This is a genomic window from Streptomyces ambofaciens ATCC 23877 (assembly GCF_001267885.1).
GTDB lineage: Bacteria > Actinomycetota > Actinomycetes > Streptomycetales > Streptomycetaceae > Streptomyces > Streptomyces ambofaciens.
Genome location: NZ_CP012382.1, coordinates 3,493,146 through 3,510,890, shown reverse-complemented (window position 1 = coordinate 3,510,890; position 17,745 = coordinate 3,493,146). Strand labels below are relative to the sequence as shown.

14 protein-coding genes are annotated in these 17,745 nt (G+C 70.2%); 9 read left to right on the top strand and 5 right to left on the bottom strand.

The features are described 5' to 3' along the window. Nucleotides 1-14 precede the first annotated feature (14 nt). The gene (locus SAM23877_RS15550) at nt 15-212 is read right to left on the bottom strand and encodes a DUF397 domain-containing protein (RefSeq protein WP_053132746.1); all 198 of its coding nucleotides are present in this window, start codon (nt 210-212) and stop codon (nt 15-17) included. Then, complete coding sequence (locus tag SAM23877_RS15545; protein WP_053132743.1) at nt 209-1,021, bottom strand: helix-turn-helix domain-containing protein; 813 nt, start codon at nt 1,019-1,021, stop codon at nt 209-211. The genes SAM23877_RS15550 and SAM23877_RS15545 overlap by 4 nt, the downstream gene beginning before the upstream one ends. Before the next feature lie 116 nt (nt 1,022-1,137). Between SAM23877_RS15545 and SAM23877_RS15540 the strand changes: the two genes are divergently transcribed. The 7 genes from SAM23877_RS15540 (at nt 1,138) to SAM23877_RS15515 (ending at nt 9,120) form a co-directional block, all read left to right on the top strand. Next, the gene (locus SAM23877_RS15540; protein ID WP_053132741.1) at nt 1,138-1,569 is read left to right on the top strand and encodes an ATP-binding protein; all 432 of its coding nucleotides are present in this window, start codon (nt 1,138-1,140) and stop codon (nt 1,567-1,569) included. A gap of 536 nt (nt 1,570-2,105) precedes the next feature. Continuing rightward, complete coding sequence (locus tag SAM23877_RS40560) at nt 2,106-2,540, top strand: hypothetical protein (RefSeq protein WP_244902946.1); 435 nt, start codon at nt 2,106-2,108, stop codon at nt 2,538-2,540. A gap of 237 nt (nt 2,541-2,777) precedes the next feature. Beyond that, entirely contained in the window at nt 2,778-3,893 is a 1,116-nt protein-coding gene (locus tag SAM23877_RS15530; RefSeq protein ID WP_053132737.1) for an ADP-ribosylglycohydrolase family protein, read from the top strand. Between the two features lie 426 nt (nt 3,894-4,319). Next, nucleotides 4,320-4,754, top strand: coding sequence for a hypothetical protein (locus SAM23877_RS15525; RefSeq protein WP_244902945.1), 435 nt, complete (start codon nt 4,320-4,322; stop codon nt 4,752-4,754). Nucleotides 4,755-4,870: 116 nt separating this feature from the next. After that, nucleotides 4,871-8,179, top strand: coding sequence for an RHS repeat-associated core domain-containing protein (locus SAM23877_RS15520; protein WP_053132735.1), 3,309 nt, complete (start codon nt 4,871-4,873; stop codon nt 8,177-8,179). A 13-nt stretch (nt 8,180-8,192) separates the two neighbouring features. Next, the gene (locus SAM23877_RS41775) at nt 8,193-8,318 is read left to right on the top strand and encodes a hypothetical protein (RefSeq protein WP_280518070.1); all 126 of its coding nucleotides are present in this window, start codon (nt 8,193-8,195) and stop codon (nt 8,316-8,318) included. Between the two features lie 391 nt (nt 8,319-8,709). After that, a complete protein-coding gene (locus SAM23877_RS15515; protein WP_053132733.1) occupies nt 8,710-9,120 on the top strand; it encodes a VOC family protein in 411 nt (136 codons plus the stop codon). Between the two features lie 52 nt (nt 9,121-9,172). On the opposite strand, the gene SAM23877_RS15510 is transcribed toward SAM23877_RS15515, so the two are convergent. From SAM23877_RS15510 to SAM23877_RS15500, 3 genes are all read right to left on the bottom strand, one after another. After that, nucleotides 9,173-10,756, bottom strand: a complete 1,584-nt coding sequence (locus SAM23877_RS15510) for a sodium:solute symporter family protein (RefSeq protein WP_053132730.1) — start codon at nt 10,754-10,756, stop codon at nt 9,173-9,175. Nucleotides 10,757-10,958: 202 nt separating this feature from the next. Next, on the bottom strand, nt 10,959-12,821 hold the full coding sequence (locus tag SAM23877_RS15505) for an MFS transporter (RefSeq protein WP_053132727.1): 1,863 nt from the start codon (nt 12,819-12,821) through the stop codon (nt 10,959-10,961). Nucleotides 12,822-13,014: 193 nt separating this feature from the next. Next, the gene (locus SAM23877_RS15500; protein WP_244902944.1) at nt 13,015-15,576 is read right to left on the bottom strand and encodes a D-alanyl-D-alanine carboxypeptidase; all 2,562 of its coding nucleotides are present in this window, start codon (nt 15,574-15,576) and stop codon (nt 13,015-13,017) included. A gap of 178 nt (nt 15,577-15,754) precedes the next feature. Between SAM23877_RS15500 and SAM23877_RS15495 the strand changes: the two genes are divergently transcribed. After that, nucleotides 15,755-16,513 (top strand): GOLPH3/VPS74 family protein, encoded by a 759-nt coding sequence (locus SAM23877_RS15495; RefSeq protein WP_053132724.1) that lies wholly within the window; start codon nt 15,755-15,757, stop codon nt 16,511-16,513. Nucleotides 16,514-16,842: 329 nt separating this feature from the next. Continuing rightward, complete coding sequence (locus SAM23877_RS15490) at nt 16,843-17,700, top strand: helix-turn-helix domain-containing protein (protein ID WP_053132718.1); 858 nt, start codon at nt 16,843-16,845, stop codon at nt 17,698-17,700. Nucleotides 17,701-17,745: the final 45 nt, after the last annotated feature.

Sequence of the window (17,745 nt, the reverse complement as noted above, 5' to 3'; positions counted from 1 at the left end):
TAACGGATCATGAACTACGCCGGTCGGTCGGCCGTCGCGACGGTGTGGAGGAAGGCGGTCCAGGAGGCGTCGGTGAAGGAGAGGTGGGGCCGGGTCGTGTCCTTGGAGTCGCGAACGTGGACGGTGGGGTCGGCGGGGGGTATGGCGACCTCGACGCAGTCGGGTCCGTCATTGCCGCTGTAGCTGCTCTTGTACCACTCCAGTGAGGTCATGACTCTTCTCCCAGCACTTTCTCGACGAAGGCCAGCGACTCCCGGGGGGTGAGAGCCTGCGCCCGGATCATGCCATAGCGCATTTCGAGGATCTGGACCTCCCGAGGATCGTGGATCACTCGGCTGTACAACTGTCCTTCCGAATGCCCGAGTGTCTTGCCGTCCTGAAGTTTCAGCAGACGGAACGAACCCATCACACCCGCGTGCTCCTCCCGCTCCGTGGGCATCACTTGCAGCTCCACGTGGCGCAACGCGCCGATTTCAAGCAGGTGTTCGAGCTGGCGACGCAGCACCATTCTGCCCCCGTAGGGCCGTCGCAGTGTCACCTCTTCCAGCACGAAGGTGATCGTCCGCCGGGGCTGGGGCTCGAAGACGACCTTCCGTGCCATGCGCCCGGCGACGTGACGCTCGATCTCGTCATCCGTGTACGCGGGTCGACGCATGGCGTACAGAGCCTCCGCGTACTCCGGCGTCTGGAGCAGTCCGTGGATGTGGTGGCTGGCGTAGGCGCCCATCTCGACGGACTCGGCCTCCAGCTTCGCCAGGTCCCGAACCAGTTTCGGGTAGCGGGCCTTCTCCACGTCCTCCTTCATGGCCGCGAGCTTTCCGCCCGCCCGCAAGACCTCGTCCGCCTTGTCGAGGAAATCCGCCTTGGGAATCCTTCGTGCACGCTCGACCGACGAGACCATCTCCTCGCTGTACCCGATGGCGGCGCCCAGCTCGGCCTGCCGCATGTCTGCGGCCTCGCGCCATACCTTGATCTGCCGCCCGACCGCCCTGAGCACGGCCGCGGCCTCCTCGTCCTCCACCTCTTCGCCTCCCGACGTACGACCCGTACGACCACGGCGGGCACCCGGACAGTCACGCTCGGTACCGGGGTCGTTGCTGTTCAGGGTAGGGACGGACGGCCACGCTGGGTGACGTGATGCAGAAAATGGACCTGCCCGCCGCCCCGAACCCACCCCATTTCGCGGTCCGGTTGTCGGCTACGCGCAGAGGAGCCCGTCTCGCGCGCTTGCTCACCGAGCGCCAACTCGACGACTGGGGCGTGCCGTCGGGGGAGGCGGTCCAGATCGTCGCCGAACTGGCCGCGAACGCGGTGCTGCACGGTCTGGTGCCGGGGCGGGACTTCCGGCTGGCCCTGCGGCTGGCCCCCGGTGGCACCCTCCGTGTCGAGGTCACGGACGCCCGGGGCGACCGGGTCCCGCGTACCCGCGCCCCGGTCGCCGGCGACGCGGAACACGGACGGGGACTGCTCATCGTGGCGGCGTACGCGGACCGTTGGGGCGTCGAGTGCGGACCCGCCCCCGCCAAGACGGTCTGGGCCGAGATGACACCGGGTCGCGGGCGGACGTGACCCGGTCGGGCGCGACGCCAAAGACCAAAGAACCGGGGAAAGAACCCAACCCACCCCCGCCGCCCCCGTCGGTCACCCTCCGGAGTGAATATCACCAACTCGGCTGGCGCGGCGCGGCGTTCATGGTGCAGCGTCAGCGGCGACGACCCCAGACATGATTCGGCCCCCGCCGGGACTGGCATCCCACTGCGAGGGCCTGATCACCTAGGAAGACGAGCCCTTCCCGATGACTGAGCAGAACCCTAGCGCGCACGCGCGCCCCGCGTCCGGCCGTCGCCCCGGCGGTGTCGAGCACGAGAACCACCCCCATCACGACCACTTCACCGTGGTGGGGAACCACCTCCTCCAGCATCCCGAGCTGTCCCTGACGGCGATCGGCCTGGCCGTGCACATCCAGTCGCTGCCCGCCGGGGCCCCGGTCGGGATCAAGGCACTGGCGGGCAAGTTCCCCCCTCCTGCCCGCTGTCGCCGCTGCCGCCGGTACCGCTGCCGCTGCGACCGCTGCCGCCGGTACCGCTGCCGCCGCCGCCCTTCCCGTGCCGGACACGGGGGCCGACCCGGCAGCGGCGTCGAAGGCCGTCCGGTCACCGGCGGTCGATCTGCTCACCCGCCTGCGCGTGCACGACTCCCGGTTGCTGCTGACCGAGCGGGACGTTCGCCGCCTCGCCCCGTCCGTGACGGTCTGGCTGGAGCGCGGTGTGCCCGCGACCGCCGTGGAGCGGACTCTGACGACCGGCCTGCCCCTGGAACCGATCCGCCACCCGGCGGCCTTCCTGGAGCGCCGCCTCACCGCCGATCTCCCCCCGCTCCTGCCGGTGCCACGCCCGCACACTCCAGGCCCGCAGACTCCAGGCCCGCGCACTCCGGACCCTCTCCAGACGTGTGACGGCTGCGAGCGTGCCTTCCGCGCACCGCGAGCGGGCCGCTGCCGTGACTGCCGGGCAGGCTCGGCGGACCCTGTGGCCGCCTGAAAGCGCGAACACTCACCGCCACAGTGTCCTCCCTCCGCTCGAATGAGCGCCTGGATGACACCAAGAGGCATAGTGCTCACGCTGCGCGGCTCAAGCGGTGCCCCGACGAGAGCCCGGGCCCCCGCCGTCGCGTGAACGTTTCCACACGGTTCCAGCCCTGACCGACCACTCCCGTTCGAATACAGTGCTGGACGTCGTACGTACGGACAGCGTCTGGAGAGGTCGAGGGAGGCCCGGGTGAGCGGGACAGCCGGTGCCGTCTGGGGGCGTGCCGAGCAGCAGGACTTCCGCAGCCGGGTCCGCGGGACGCTGCTCGGGGCCGCCGTCGGCGACGCGCTCGGCGCACCCGTCGACGGGCTCGGCCTCGACGGCATCCAGGAGGCGCACGGCGCGGACGGCCTGGCCGACCTCGCCCCCGCCTACGGCCGCCGCGGCGCCGTCACCCACCTCACACAGCTCACCCTCTTCTCCGTGGACGGGCTGATCCGCGCCCAGGTACGACGGGACACCGGCGCCTGGCACCCGCCGACGGACCTGCACCGGGCCTACCGGCGCTGGGCGGCCACCCAGCGCGACTGGGGGCCCGACCTGCGGCGCAAGGAAGACGGCTGGCTGGCCCGCGAGGAGTGGCTGTACGCCCGCCGGGACGCGACGCGCGCCCTCCTGCTCGGGCTCGGCGACGAGACCATGGGCACCCCGGAGGCGCCCAAGAACCCCGGCGAGCGCGGACCCGAGGCCGCCGCCCGCTCGGCGCCCTTCGGACTGCTGGTCGGCTGGGAGCCGCAACTGGTCGTCCAGCTCGCCGTGGAGTGCGCGGCGCAGACCCACGGCCACCCCACCGGCACGCTGGCGGCGGGCGCCTACGCCGTGATCGTGCACGGACTGGCCCGCGGGGAGAGCCTGGACGCCGCCGTGCAACGGGCCCTCGCGCTGCTCGTCCCCCGGCCGGGGCACGAACCGGTCACGGACGCCCTCCAGCACGCCCTGGGCGCGGTACGGCAGGGCCTGCCCAGTCCGGCACGCGTGACCGGGCTGATCGGTGAGGGCACGGCGGAAGGGCTGGTCGCCGCCGCCGTGTACTGCGCCCTCGTCGGCGAGGACGTCCGCCACGGACTGCGGCTGGCCGTGAACCACGGCGGCCCGTCCGCCGCGACCGGCGCCCTGACCGGAGGCCTGCTCGGCGCCCTGCACGGCGAGACGGCGCTCCCCCCGGCCTGGCTCGCGGAACTGGAGGGCCGCCCCACCCTCCTCGAACTCGCCGACGACTTCGCCATGGAGATGACCCAGGGCCCCGCCCTGCACGGCCCGGCGGGCTCGTCCCCGGGGTGGCTGGCACGCTACCCGCGCGCCTAGACCCCGCGGTCCACCGTCCCGACGGCACGGACTACTTGAGGGGAAAAGTTCCGGTCGTGGATCACTGCCGCTCTGCCGCTGCGCGGCTCACCTGTGGCTGCGAGTGGCCAGATGACGGCGTGCCGGACCGCCCGAAAAGCGCCATGCGGAGGGGCTGATTCTGGCCCGTATAGCTCGCGTGTTCGAGGGCACGGCGGCCGACGTGTGTGGTTTCTGTGACACGTTGTGGGCTCCTCGTGACCACTGGGGTCTGCGAGGTCTGTCTTCCTGTGGGGGGAAGTCTTGATACGACGCACCAACGGTGCGCGGTCTTCGCGCGCCCGGAAACACTTCAGATCGCTTGTGTGCGCGGCTGCCGCGTCGGGGGCTTTCGCTCTGACGCTGGCCGGAGCGGGGACGGCGTCCGCGGGCACCGGGCCGCGCCCCGTGCCCGGGGTCGCTCAGAACTCCGCCGCCGCGAGTGCCCCGACGGAGGAGGGCAACCCCTCCTCCGCCAGGGCCTCGGCGGCCGGCGTCTGCGCGGACGCCTACCAGATCGGCACCACCTCGTACATCTACCGAGGCGCGGAGCAGATCGCCTCGGTGAAGCAGTTCTACTCGCCGGAGTGCAACGAGAACTACGGCTACGTCTGGGTGTGGAAGTCGTTCCTGGACAAGAAGATCAGCTTTGATCTCCAGGTCGGTGTGTGGTCCTACGACCGCAACGCGCTGATCGGTGTGCGCCGCGAATTCGACACGCAGAACCAGGAGTTCTGGGGCAACGGCGCCGACACCGTCGACGACTGCACCTCGGGCGACGGAACGCTGACCATCCTCAGCGAGCAGGGCAGCTACCACAGCCGGACGTCCAAGCGCTGCTGACGGGACGCGGAGTGCGGGTGGCCGCCGCCCACCGGCCGCCACCCGCCGGGTCCCGCTCCTGCTCCTCACCTCACCAGGCCCCGAAGCCTGATCGATCGATCCCAGGAGAGTTCCTCATGCACTTCGGCATGCCCGAAAACCGGCGGATCAGACGCGGCAGACGCTCCGCAGCCACCGCCCTGGTCGCCTCGGCCGCCGGGGCGGCGCTGCTCGTCGCGCTGATACCCGCCCAGGCATCCGCCTCACCGGCCGGTAAACCGGCCCCGCCCCGGCCGACGGCCTCCCCGGTGGGGAAGACCACGGCCCCCGCGAGCACACCCATCGGCGTCGCGGGCAAGGACCGCGCGCTGGTGGAGCCCGGCATCCTTCAGTCCACCTTCCAGGGACTGGGCATCGGCCAGGTCCCCTGGTCGGAGTTCCACGAGGCGCCGCTGTCCGACTCGGTCGGCGCGCAGGTCAACTACGGCAACGGCAACCTGCTGGTCTCCGTGAACGCCTTCGACATCGCCGACGCGGGCCCGGGCCTGTCCCTGGGGCACGCCTACAACGGCCTCAACACCAGCTGGAAGGCGACGACCGGCAGCGACTACCTGATCCACGAACCGAACACGACGTCGGTCTACGTGCAGGGCCCCTCCAGCACCATCGCCGTGTTCGAGCGGGACGGCTCCGGGTTCACCCCGGCGCCCGGCTACAAGCAGGACCTGACCCAGTCCTCGGACAAGAAGTCCTTCACCCTCACCTCGCGCAAGAACGGGCAGAAGACCACCTTCACCCGCTCCGGCACCACCGGCGACGCCCGCGTGAGCAAGGTCGAGGACAAGAACGGCAACGCCACCACGATCTCCTACTCGGGCGCCTTCACCTCGAAGATCACCGCCGCTTCCGGACGCACCCTGACGTTCGACAACGATGGCAAGCAGATCACCAAGGTCACGGACAACACCGGTCGTCACGTCTCCTACACGTGGTCCGGGAGCGATCTGAAGACGTTCACCGACACCGACGGCAAGACCACGGTCTTCGACTACGACACCTCGCACCGCATGACGAAGGTGACCACTCCGGAAGGCCGGGAGACGCGGTTCACCTGGAACACCAACCTCCTCGCCTCGATCACCCGCGTCGTCGACAAGGCCACGGGCACCGGCGCGACCACCGCGTTCCGCTACATCCTTCCGCAGCCCGGCACCGAGGGCGAGGGCGTGGCCCGCATCACCGACCCGCTGGGCAAGCACACCGAGAAGACGGTCGACGCCCGCTGGCGGGTGAAGAAGACCAAAGATCCGCTCGGCCGTGAGCGCTCCAAGACGTGGGGGCCGGACAACAACGTCACCAGTGCGGTCGACGGCATGGGCGTGGGATCGACTCCGGGCAACACCGTGAAGTTCGACTACGACGACTCTTTCAACCCCAAGACCGCCACCCAGCCCACCGGCGCCCAGTCCACGATGGCCTGGACCCAGAAGGCCGGCGGCCACTACCCCGAGACCCTGACCTCCGCGAGCGGGAACAAGGTCACCAACGGCTACGACACCTCGGGCAACATGCTGTCGCAGACCGACACCACGACCGGCTCCGACGGCGCCAAGTGGACCTACGACCACAACCCGAAGTCCGGCACGATGAAGTGCGACGGCCTGCCCGGCCAGCGCTGCTCGGCCACCGACCCCGAGGGCAACAAGACGTCGTTCACCTACGACTCCGACGGCAACCTGACCAAGGTCGACCGGCCGTCCGCACAGGAGGACGTCACCTACACCTACGACGCCCTGGGCCGCACCGACACCGTCACCGACGGCCGCGGCGTGGAGACGGTCTACACCTACGACAAGCGCGACCGGCTCAAGACGCAGACCAGCGGCGGCAAGCTCACGACGTTCGTCTACGACGCCGACGGCAACATCAGGACCCGCACCTCTCCGGCCGGTACCAGCAGCTACACCTACGACGAGCAGAACCGCGAACGCGTCCGCACCCTGCCCGCCGGCGGCACGACCACGGTGACCTACGACGCCGCGGGCAACGTGAAGACCGCCACCGACGCCGGCGGCACCCTCACCTACGACTACAACGACGCCAACCAGCTCACCACCCTGACCCAGCCGGGCGGCGCCGAGACCACGTACGACTACGACAAGAACGGCGACCGCACCACCACCACCTACCCCGGCGGCACGGTGCAGAAGACGGACTACGACAAGTCCAGCCGCGCCCAGAAGATCGAGGTCAAGAACGGCACCACCGTCCTGTCCACGATCACCTACGACTACAACAAGTCCGGCAAGGACAGCGACAAGATCCAGAAGCGGACCACCGACGGCGCCGCCCTCGCGTACACCTACGACTCCAAGGGCCGCCTCACCAAGGCCGTGGAGACCAAGTCCGGGTCCACCACGGCCGGCTGGGCCTACTGCTACGACAAGTCCGGCAACATGACGGGCCGCTCCACCGGCACCAGCCTCCCCGCATGCGCCGACGCCCAGTCCGTCCGCGAGTACAACAACGCCAACGAACTCACCTCGCTCGGCGGCAACACGAACTTCACCTACGACGGCGACGGCAACGAGACCTCCGCCGCCTCGCCCACCGGCACCCGCACGGGCGGCCAGTGGACCCCGTACACCCAGCTCTCCGCGCTGACGGCCTCCGGTACCGCGTCGACCTACACCTACGCGGGCCTCGACCACAACGACCGTCTCACGCGCGGCAGTTCGACGTTCACCAACGCCGCGATCGGCATGACGAGGGAGAACAGCACCGGTTTCGTCCGCGAGCCCTCGGGCACCCTGACAGCCATGACAGCGGGCGGGGCGAGCCAGTACTACCTCACCGACGTCCAGGGCAGCGTCATCGGCCTGGTCGACGCCACCGGCAAGCGCACCGCGACCTACAGCTACGGCCCCTACGGTGAGGCCCGCACCACCAGCGGCACCAACCAGCCCTACCGCTACACCGGCACCTACCTCGACCCGTCCGGCCTGTACAAGATGGGCGCCCGCTACTACGACCCGCAACTCGGCCGCTTCACCCAGCCCGACCCCTCGGGCAAGGAGAGCAACCTCTACGCCTACGCCGCAGGCGACCCCGTCAACCGGATCGACCCCAGCGGACTGCTCTCACTGGGCGAAGGACTCGGCCTGGCGGGGACCGTAGTCGGACTTGTCGCCCTGGCCCCGGTATCGGCGCCCGTGGCAATCGGAGCGGCCGCAGTGGGCACCGGCTTGAGTGTTGCGGGGTCCATCGCATCAGGCAATTCTGCGGGGGAAACGGCAGCGGTCGGAATCCTGGGACTAGGGACGGGTGGCGTCGGAGCCGCGACGAAACTGGCTGGTATAGGAGGAAAAACAGGCCTGGGGATTGACCTCGGATACACCGCATTGGGTTACTTCGGCGGTGCAGGAATAACGGGCGGATGGCTCTGAGAGGTGAAAGTGAATGGACCTAGCGGTAGTGGGGATCGGGTTCGAGGGCAACGCGGCAGCCACCGTCATCCTCGGAGTGGTAGTCATGGTGGTGGCATTCGCCCTGCTCTACTGGCGCCTCAAGCGTGAAAAGAAGTGACAGACGCTCCGGCTGGACCTCTCTCATCCTATCCGCAGCCGGGACGGGGTGGGCTGGTCAGAGGTTCAATGAACCCGCAGGCGGCTGCGATAACCGACAACTGGCCGGCCACGATCATCATGCTGATCCTGGGAATAGTGGTCATCTCGTTCTTCATCGTTAGAAGCAGAAGGAAGTAGCGTCAAGATTGTGGTGAGTCTCCCGCCTCTTTGGGGGGACTCACCATAGTCGTTGATTCCCGTAGCGGCTGGCCAGTCGTGCCAGGTGCTCTGCAGAAGAGGTCGGCCACCGGGCACGGTTGCTTCTGGCAGGCCCTGCTCGCACGTGAACGCCGAGGGCGACGCACTCGCCGGCGTGGCCCGCGGGGGGAGGGACTCGCTAGCGTGGCCGTATGGGTATCAGCATTCACACCACCGTCCTCCCGCACGACGACCCGGACGCGTCGCTGGTGTTCTACCGCGACGTCCTCGGGTTCGAGGTCCGCCAGGACGTGGGGCAGGGTGCGATGCGCTGGATCACCGTGGGCCCGGCGGACCAGCCGGACGTCTCCCTGCTGCTGTCACCGCCCGCCGCCGACCCCGGCATCACCGAGGCCGAGCGCCGCACCGTCGCCGAGATGATGGCCAAGGGCACCTACGGGTGGCTCCTGCTGGCCACGAAGGACCTCGACGGCACCTTCGAGAAGCTGCGCGCCGGGAACGCCGAGATCGTGCAGGAGCCGACCGAGCAGCCGTACGGCATCCGCGACTGCGCCTTCCGCGACCCGGCCGGCAACCAGATCCGCATCCAGGAAGTGCGCTGAGCCCTCCGACCGGAACCCCCGCGGGTGCCGGTCGGAGAGCGTCAGGCACCGGTCAGTCGGTCACCCTGCTGCCCGGCTTCGCGTCGCCCACCCCGCCGGCCGGCGCGGGGATCGCCGCGGCCGCGCCGGACAGGTCGTCGTCGCCGTCCGTGTTGACCCGCTCGATGATCGCCAGGCGCTCGGGAGTGTCCTCCGGCTTGAGGAAGCCGACCAGGACGTAGAGGACCAGCGACACCGCCAGCGGGATCGACACCTGGTACTCCAGCGGCACCCCGCCGTCCACGCTCCAGTGGATCGGGTAGTTGACCAGCCAGAAGGCGAGCAGACCCATCGACCAGCTGGTGAGCGCGGCCGTCGGGCCCGACCGGCGGAAGGGCCGCAGCAGACCGAGCATCATCGGGATCGCGATCGGGCCCATCAGTCCGGCCACCCACTTGATCACGACGGTGATGATGTCCTTGAAGGTCGGCGAGTCGACCTGGGTCGCCACCGCCATGGACAGCCCGAGGAACACGACCGTCGCCAGCCGCGCCGCCAGCAGCCCGGTCCGTTCGCCCCACGTCCGCGCCCGCTTCGACAGCACCGGCGCCACGTCCCGGGTGAAGACGGCCGCGATGGCGTTGGCGTCCGAGGAGCACATGGCCATGGTGTGTGAGAAGAAGCCGACGATGACCAGGCCCAGCAGGCCGTGCGGCAGCAGTTGCTCGGTCATCAGCGCGTAGGAGTCGGAGCCGTCCGGCTTCTGCGACTCCACCAGCAGCGGCGACATCCACATCGGGAAGAACAGCACCAGCGGCCAGACCAGCCACAGCACCGCCGACAACCGCGCCGACCGCTCGGCCTCACGGGCGTTGGGCGTGGCCATGTAGCGCTGCGCCTGGTTGAGCATGCCGCCGTTGTACTCGAAGAGCTTGATGAAGAGGAAGGCGAGCAGGAACACCGTGCCGTACGGGCCGACCAGCGGTTCGCCGTGTCCCTGGAGGGCGGGCTCGTCCCAGACGCCGAAGAAGCCGCCGTAGTCGCCGAGTTTCGCGACGACGGCCACGAACATCGCGATGCCGGCCAGCAGCTGGATGATGAACTGGCCCAGCTCGGTCAGCGCGTCCGCCCACAGGCCGCCGATCGTGCAGTAGATGCCCGTGATGACGCCGGTGATCAGGATGCCCTGGTTGAGGCTGATGCCGGTGAAGACCGAGAGCAGGGTGGCGATCGCCGCCCACTTCGCGGCCACGTCCACGATCTTCAGCAGCATGCCGGACCAGGCCAGCGCCTGCTGGGTGGGCAGGTTGTACCGGTTCTTCAGGTACTCCAGGGGAGAGGCCACGTGCAGCCGTGAGCGCAGCCGGTTGATGCGCGGCGCGAACAGCTTCGAGCCGATGGCGATGCCGAGCGCGATGGGGAAGGACCAGGTGACGAAGGACGTGACGCCGTAGGTGTAGGCGATGCCCGCGTACCCGGTGAACATCACCGCGCTGTAGCCCGACATGTGGTGCGAGATGCCGGACAGCCACCAGGGCATCTTGCCGCCGGCCGTGAAGAAGTCGCTGACGTTGTCCACGCGTTTGTGCGACCACACGCCGATCGCCACCATGACGGCGAAGTAGCCGATGAGCACGGACCAGTCGAGACCGTTCATGTGCCCCCTTCCGGGGTCCGCCTTGTGAACTCCGCTCAGCTGGCTGGCACTTCGCACGAGCGGGGTAGGGGCGAGGCAGAGCGCGAAGTGCCCGCTCATCGTGGTTGCGTCGACGCGGGCACGACAAGGAAGGGGAAGGTCAAGAGCAGGTAAAAAGGTTCGGCTTGCTGACCTGAGTTCACCTACATGAACAGGCGGCGCCCTACTTCAGCTCGTCCGGGCAGGGGGTCCCGCGCGGCACGTCGTAGGGCGCGGCCAGCCGGTACGTGCCCGCCTCGGGGGCGATCAGCGTCGTCCACTTGTCGCCCTCGGCGGTCTCCTCCGTCTCCATCAGACAGCCGTTGACGTTGTCGTACGTCTTCGGTGTGCCCTCCGGGGCGTTCTTGGAGGCCTCCGTCTCCTGCGGCGCCTCCAGCTTCCTGCCCTCGGCGTCGACGAGGCTCAGCCACGGCGAGTACGGCATCCGGACCAGGATGCGGCCCGGCCGCCGCACGTCGATCGTCCACTCGCCCTGCTCGGCCCGCTGGACGAACGCGTCGGGCTCCGCCAGCGGCGCCGGGTTCGTCACCTGGAACAGCTGCCAGTTGGCGTCGCCCCAGATCTGCTTCAGGTACGGCAGGCCCCGCTGCACCAGCTCCCGCTCGCGCTCGCCGCCGTCGCCGTCCGGCTCGCCCTTGGGCAGCACCACGTAGTGCACGGCCCAGCGCTTCAGCCACTCGTGGTAGTTGGCCGAGTTGAGCGTGTCGTCGTAGAAGAGCGGGTTGCGTTCCATGTCGGCCTGGCGGAGCCAGCCACGGGCCAGGTTCACGTACGGCGCGAGGGCCGAGGCCTCCCGGTGGGAGCGGGCGGGCACGACCTCCACCCGGCCCTTCTCGGCGCCGACCTCCTGCAACTCGTTGACGAGCGGAGCCAGCTCACGCGCCCAGGAGGCGGCAGGTGTGGTGTGGACGATGTCGTCGGCCGACTTGAAGCCGATCCAGCCGACGAAGCCGGTGATCGCGAGGACGAGGGCGTACCACTTGCGGGTCCGCGCCACCGTGAACGGCAGCGCGGCCACCAGCGCCGCCCCGGCGAAGAGCATCGCGAGGCGCGTGATGTTGGAGCCGATCTGGGAGCTGATCGCCCAGACCAGCAGCACGGACAGCCCGTAGACCGCCGAGGTGATCCGCACGGTCGTCCAGGTGCGCGGCACGAACACGTACACCAGACCCGCGTACACCACCGGCAGGACCGCCGACCCGAAGCCCATCGGCTGGGTGCCGGAGAAGGGGAACAGCCAGGTCGACAGCGCGACCACCACGGACGGCGCCAGACCCAGCGCCCAGGCGCCCGGACGGCGCTTCTGCAGGAACAGGGCCACCGCCACCAGACCCACGAACAGGCCCGCGACCGGCGAGGACATCGTGGCCAGCGCGGCCAGCGGCGCCGCGCACAGGCCCTTGGCCCAGCGCTCGTACCGCCAGCGGTACGGCCAGCAGAACACCACGGCGACCGCGCCGAGACCGAACATCATGCCCAGCCCGAACGTCACCCGCCCCGACGCCGCGTTGGCCAGCAGCCCGAAGAGGCCCGCCAGCGACACCCAGAGCGGGTTGCGGACCGCCCGGCTGCGGATCAGGAGCATGGTCAGCAGCCCGGCGGACAGCGTCCCGGCGATCATCATCGTGGTGCGGACGCCGAGCACCGACATCAGGTACGGCGAGACCACGCTGTACGACACCGGGTGGGTGCCGCCGTACCAGGCGAGGTTGTACGCCGAGCCGGGGTGCCGGCCCACGAACTCCGCCCAGGCGTCCTGCGCCGCGAGGTCGCCGCCACTGTTCGCGAAGGTGAAGAACCAGGCGATGTGCAGTACGGCGGCGAGGGCGGTGACGGAGAGCACGGGGTGGCGCAGCATGCGCTCACGCAGGGCCAGGAAGGCGGCCTTCACCGCGGAGGGCGCTTCCGGCTCGGCACGGTCGGGCTCATGACCGCCGTCCGTGCGGGGTGCGGGTACGCGTGGTCGCGGACCGGCTCCCGAGCCCGGATCGGCGTTCTCGGCGCGTGTCGGCTCCGCAGTGGCCACCTGAAGGCACTCCCCGTGTCCTGTTCTTCTGCTTTCGGCCGTGTCCCGTTTGCCGCGACCGGCGACCTGCCCCGTTTCGCGACGCTAGCACGCACCCCCGCACGGTGGCTTCCTCGCCTCGGTCAGGCGAAAGCCCCCGCGGCCGGGCGGCCGCGGGGGCGGGTGAACCGGTCCTGCCCGGACGGGCCGGCGGTCAGCCCAGGCGGGTCAGCTTGTCCGTGAGGGCGGGCTCCACGAGATCCTCCTGGAGCGCGACCGGTACCTTCACGGCCCCGGCGGCGCCCCCGTCGCCCACCGTGAGGGTGCCGACCTTCGTGCCGGCCGCGGCGGTGTGCGGCACCTCGTCCGCCTCGAACGTGAGCTTGACCGTCAGGCCCGGCCAGCCGACGGCCTTGACGTCCTGCGTGGCGACGACCGGCGTACGGCCGCCGAGACCGTCGTCGACGTACCCGACGACGCTCCCCTTCTTCAGGATCGTCGAGGACTCCAGCGTGTCCTGCGCGGCCCGGATCAGCTGGTCGCTGGAGTCCAGGGCGGCACCGAGGATGGTGTTGTCCTTGCCGCCCGCGGGCTGGCGCACCACGGCTCCGACGATGGTCCGGGTCTCGCCGCCGACCTCCTTCTTCGCCGCGAAGACGAGGTTGCCGAGGGCGGAGGTGGTGGTGCCGGTCTTGATGCCGACGACGTCGTTGTGGCCGACCAGGTGGTTCCAGTTGGAGTGGTTGACGCCCTTGTAGTCGTCGTACGACATCATGGCGGCGACCTCGCGGAACGCGGGCTCCTTCATCGCCGCCTTGCCCAGCTTCACCTGGTCCACGGCCGTGCTCACCGTCGTGTTGTTCAGCCCCGACGGGTCGGTGTACGTCGTGTTCTTCATGCCGAGGTCCTCGGCGGCGGCGTTCATCTTCTCCACGAACGCCTTCTCCGACCCCGCGTCCCAGCGGGCGAGCAGCCTCGCCACGTTGTTCGCGGACGCGATCAGAATGCTCTCCAGGGCCTCGCGCTGGGAGATCGAGTCGCCCTCGTAGACGTTGACGGTCGACTCCTGGCCCGCCTGCGACTGGTCCTCGGCGGCCTGGTCGATCTTGATCTTCGGACCCTCGGCGCCGCTCTTGAGGGGGTGGTCGCGCAGGATCACGTACGCGGTCATGACCTTGGCGACACTGGCGATCGGCACGGGCTTCTGGTCGCCGGACGAGCCGAAGCTGCCGATGCCCTGCACGTCGAGCGCGGCCTGCCCGCTGGCCGGCCACGGGATCTCCGGCTTGCCGCCCTCGAAGGTGAAGCTGTCCTGCGCGGTGAGGTCGAGCTCCGGCGCGGGCAGGGCCCGCATCGACTGCACGACCCCGAGGACGATCAGCAGCAGCAGGACCAGCGGCGTCCAGATCTTGACCCGGCGCACCGTCGTCCGCAGGGGGGTCTCCGGGGGCGGCGGGGTGTTCGTCAGCTCCGCCAGCAGGTCCAGGGGCGGCTTCGGCGGCAGCGGCTGCTGCGTGGTCCGCTCGGGCCCGACCTGCGGCACGGCGGCGGTGACGCCGGGGCGGGGTGCCTGCGGCGCCCTGGGGGCCTCGGGCGGGGGCTTGCGCGTGGCCGGGTCGTCCGGCTGCCGCAGCGCGACGAACTTGCTCGTCCGCTCGGCGTCCCGCTCCACCGGGACGGGGGAGCCGGCACCCTTCGCGGGCTTGTCGCCCTTGTCCTTCTCGGTCCCCTTGCCGCCCTTGCCGCCCTTGTCGGCTTCCTTGGCCTTCCCGGCCTTCCCGGCCGCGTCCGCCTGCTCGCTCTCGTCCGCCTTGCCGGCCTTCCCGGCCTTCCCGGGCGTGCCGACGGCGGCGTCGCCCAGCTTCAGCATCGTCGTCGGCTGGTCCACGGCGGGCGCGGAGGGGCGTACGGACTTGAACACGGCGGTGGGCTGATCGACGGCCCGCTCGCCGCTCTCGGCGCCTCCGGCGCCCTTCGCGGCGGCGGGGGTGTCCCCGGTGCTGTCGCCCGCCTCGTCGGCGGGCTCCTCGGAGCCTTCGGAGGCCTCGGTGGCGCCGTCCGCCGTGGCGCCGGTCCGACCGGTGGCGCCCGGTACGGAGTCCGCGTCGGTGTCGGAGTCCGCGTCGGTGTCAGCCTGGGCGTCGGTGTCGGCGCCCGCGTCGGCGTCCGTGTCGGCCTCCGCCGTGCCGGGCCTGTCGCCCGGTGCGTCCGCCTCCGGGTGCGCGTCGGCCTCCGGCCGGCTCTCCTCCGTGTCCCCGACCCCCTCGGCGGGTTCCGCGGGCTCATGCCGAGCGTTCGCCGCCGCACGCTCGTCCGCGGTCGCCACCCAGGCCGCGACGGCGTCCCGCAGTCGGCCGTCGCCGCCCGTGGCGGGCTCGGCGCGGTCACCCTCGGCAGCGTCCGACGTCTCGGCGGAAGCGGACGAATCAGGCGTTACGGACACATCGGACCCGGCGGTCGCGTCGGACGCCTCGGAGACGCCCTCTTCGGCGTCGCCCTCCCGTTCGGCGTCCTCGCTCCGGGCGTCCGTCTCACGGACCGACAGCACCCGGGTCGCCGTATCGACGCCGCCCCGGGACCCGCCCGACTTCGCGGATCCGGCGGACGCCGAGGGCTTCGCGGTCTCCCGCGTCACCGCCAGCCGCGGATCGGGCGTCTCGCTCGCCTCGGTCCGCGCTTCGGGAACCGGACCCGCGCTCCCCGACGTCGGTTCTTCCGACGACTCGCGCTGCTTCGACCTGTCGGGGGACTCGCCCGCCACCGATGCCTCCTCCATGCGCCGCACGTCCTGTGTGCGCTACCGAAACCATGTACCAGTGTCCTGTGTACGGGTAGGACCCACGCGGTAGACGAGAACGACATACCTACTGGTTCCACTACGAACCGGTCACGCACCCTCGACAGACCAATGTGAGAGGGGTCACCCTGTCTGTCATCCACGCGGGGAGGCATGGATGGGCAGGAGCCGCAGAACACTTCCGGAGGAGCTTCTGCTGCTGGCGTTGGACCCGACCACGGGCACCACCGCACAGCCGCAGTCGCTCGACCTCGGTCTGGCCGGAGCACAGCTGGTGGAGCTGGCGCTGGCCGGACGGATAGCCCCAGACGGGGATCGTATCGCCGTGGTGGCACCACGGCCGACTGGAGATCCAACACTGGACTGCGCGTTGGAGTTGCTGCGAAGGCGTGGCGCTCCCGTACGGGCGGTCAACTGGATTGGCGGGCCCCGCCTGGGGCTGCGCCAGACCTACCTCTCGCATCTGGAGCGATGCGGCATGGTGCATGCCGTGGAGGGCCAGATGTGCGGGGTGCTGCCGACGACTCGCTATCAGGCGACGGACACGGCGATCAGCAGGGAGATCAAAACCCGGCTGGACTCGGCGATCCGCACCGGCGTACCGCCGGACCCGCGGACCGCGGCGCTCGCCGCGCTGGCCCACGCGGTCGGTCTCGGCAAGCACCTCTACCCGGGCAACGAAGGACGCTCGTCACGGTCCCGCCTGCGGGACCTCATCAGACACGACCCCATGGGCGGACTGGTGGCGCACGCGGTGATGGACGTCCAGAACGGCGCGGTGGCCCAGCCACGCCGCGCTCCGGCCCCGGCCGGCCGTCAGGCCGCCGGACCGGGGGCCAGGCCCGCCCCGGAACCCGCGCGCGGCGTTCCGGCGCAACCGCGCCACGGATCCATGGCGCGCGCCGTGGCCCACTGAACCGCACCACCCGCGGCAACGCACAGCAGGACCGAGCACCGTCGCAGTACCGCACCGCCGTACCGCCGCACCACCAGTCCCCGAGACCCGGTCACGGGAGCCGCGGGTTCGCGCGGGGCGGCGGGACCGATCGCACGTCCGGCGCGCCCGGACACCGGCACGGTCCCGCCGCCCCGCGCGGCCATGTGTACGGGTGGCGCCCCGAACTGGCGTGTACGCGGCGCATATCGACCGTTTCCCAGCGGTAGAAAGCACCTTGGTGGCAGTCTGCTCAGCAGCAGATACGCAAAGTGGCACACATGAGTCACGCAGCCGGAGGTGCACGTCCCGTGGCGTCCAATGTCAATCCCACCGTCAGGCGGCGCCGGCTGGGCCAGGAGCTGCGTCGGCTCCGCGAGCTCAAGGGCATGACGGCCGAGGAGGTGGCGGAGCGGCTGCTGGTCTCGCAGTCGAAGATCAGCCGCCTGGAGAACGGCCGGCGCAGCATCAGCCAGCGGGACGTCCGCGACCTGTGCGGGGTCTACGAGGTCGAGGACCAGCGGATCGTCGACTCACTGATGCAGATGGCGAAGGACTCCCGCCAGCAGGGCTGGTGGCACGCCTTCGGGGACATCCCGTACAGCGTCTACATCGGCCTGGAGACCGACGCGGAATCGCTGCGGACCTACGAACCGCAGATCATCACGGGCCTGTTGCAGACCCGCCCCTACGCGGAGGCGCTCATCCAGGGCGCCTTGCCCGAGACGTCCGTCGCCGACATCGAGAAGCGGGTCCAGGTCCGCATACGGCGACAGGAGCGCATCTCCGCCGACAGCAACCCGCTGCGCCTGTGGGTGGTCCTCGACGAGGCCTGCCTGCACCGGACGGTGGGCGGCAGGCAGGTGATGCGCGAGCAGTTGGAGCACGTCGCCGAGATGTCGCAGCTGCCGCACATCACCGTGCAGGTGCTGCCCTTCGACGTCGGGGCGCACCCCGGCATCAACGGCCAGTACTCCATCCTGGAGTTCGCCGACACCGCGGACTCCAGCGTCGTGTACATCGAGGGCGTGACCAGCGACCTGTACCTGGAGAAGGCGCAGGACGTGCAGAAGTACACGGTGATGTACGAGCATCTGCGGGCGCAGGCCCTGAACGTGGAGCAGTCCCGGCAGCGCATCGAGGACGTGGCGAAGGAGTACGCACGCTGAGGCCCGAGGCCTTCCCGGCTGGTGAGGGCGGGATGCTACACCCCG

Excerpts from the sequence above, each read along its gene's own strand:
- SAM23877_RS15520 (WP_053132735.1), top strand. The coding sequence starts at position 4,871 with ATGCACTTCGGCATGCCCGAAAACCGGCGGATCAGACGCGGCAGACGC.
- SAM23877_RS15540 (WP_053132741.1), top strand. The coding sequence starts at position 1,138 with ATGCAGAAAATGGACCTGCCCGCCGCCCCGAACCCACCCCATTTCGCG.
- SAM23877_RS15510 (WP_053132730.1), bottom strand. The coding sequence starts at position 10,756 with ATGAACGGTCTCGACTGGTCCGTGCTCATCGGCTACTTCGCCGTCATG.
- SAM23877_RS15500 (WP_244902944.1), bottom strand. The coding sequence starts at position 15,576 with ATGGAGGAGGCATCGGTGGCGGGCGAGTCCCCCGACAGGTCGAAGCAG.
- SAM23877_RS15550 (WP_053132746.1), bottom strand. The coding sequence starts at position 212 with ATGACCTCACTGGAGTGGTACAAGAGCAGCTACAGCGGCAATGACGGA.
- SAM23877_RS15495 (WP_053132724.1), top strand. The coding sequence starts at position 15,755 with ATGGGCAGGAGCCGCAGAACACTTCCGGAGGAGCTTCTGCTGCTGGCG.
- SAM23877_RS15515 (WP_053132733.1), top strand. The coding sequence starts at position 8,710 with ATGGGTATCAGCATTCACACCACCGTCCTCCCGCACGACGACCCGGAC.
- SAM23877_RS41775 (WP_280518070.1), top strand. The coding sequence starts at position 8,193 with ATGGACCTAGCGGTAGTGGGGATCGGGTTCGAGGGCAACGCGGCAGCC.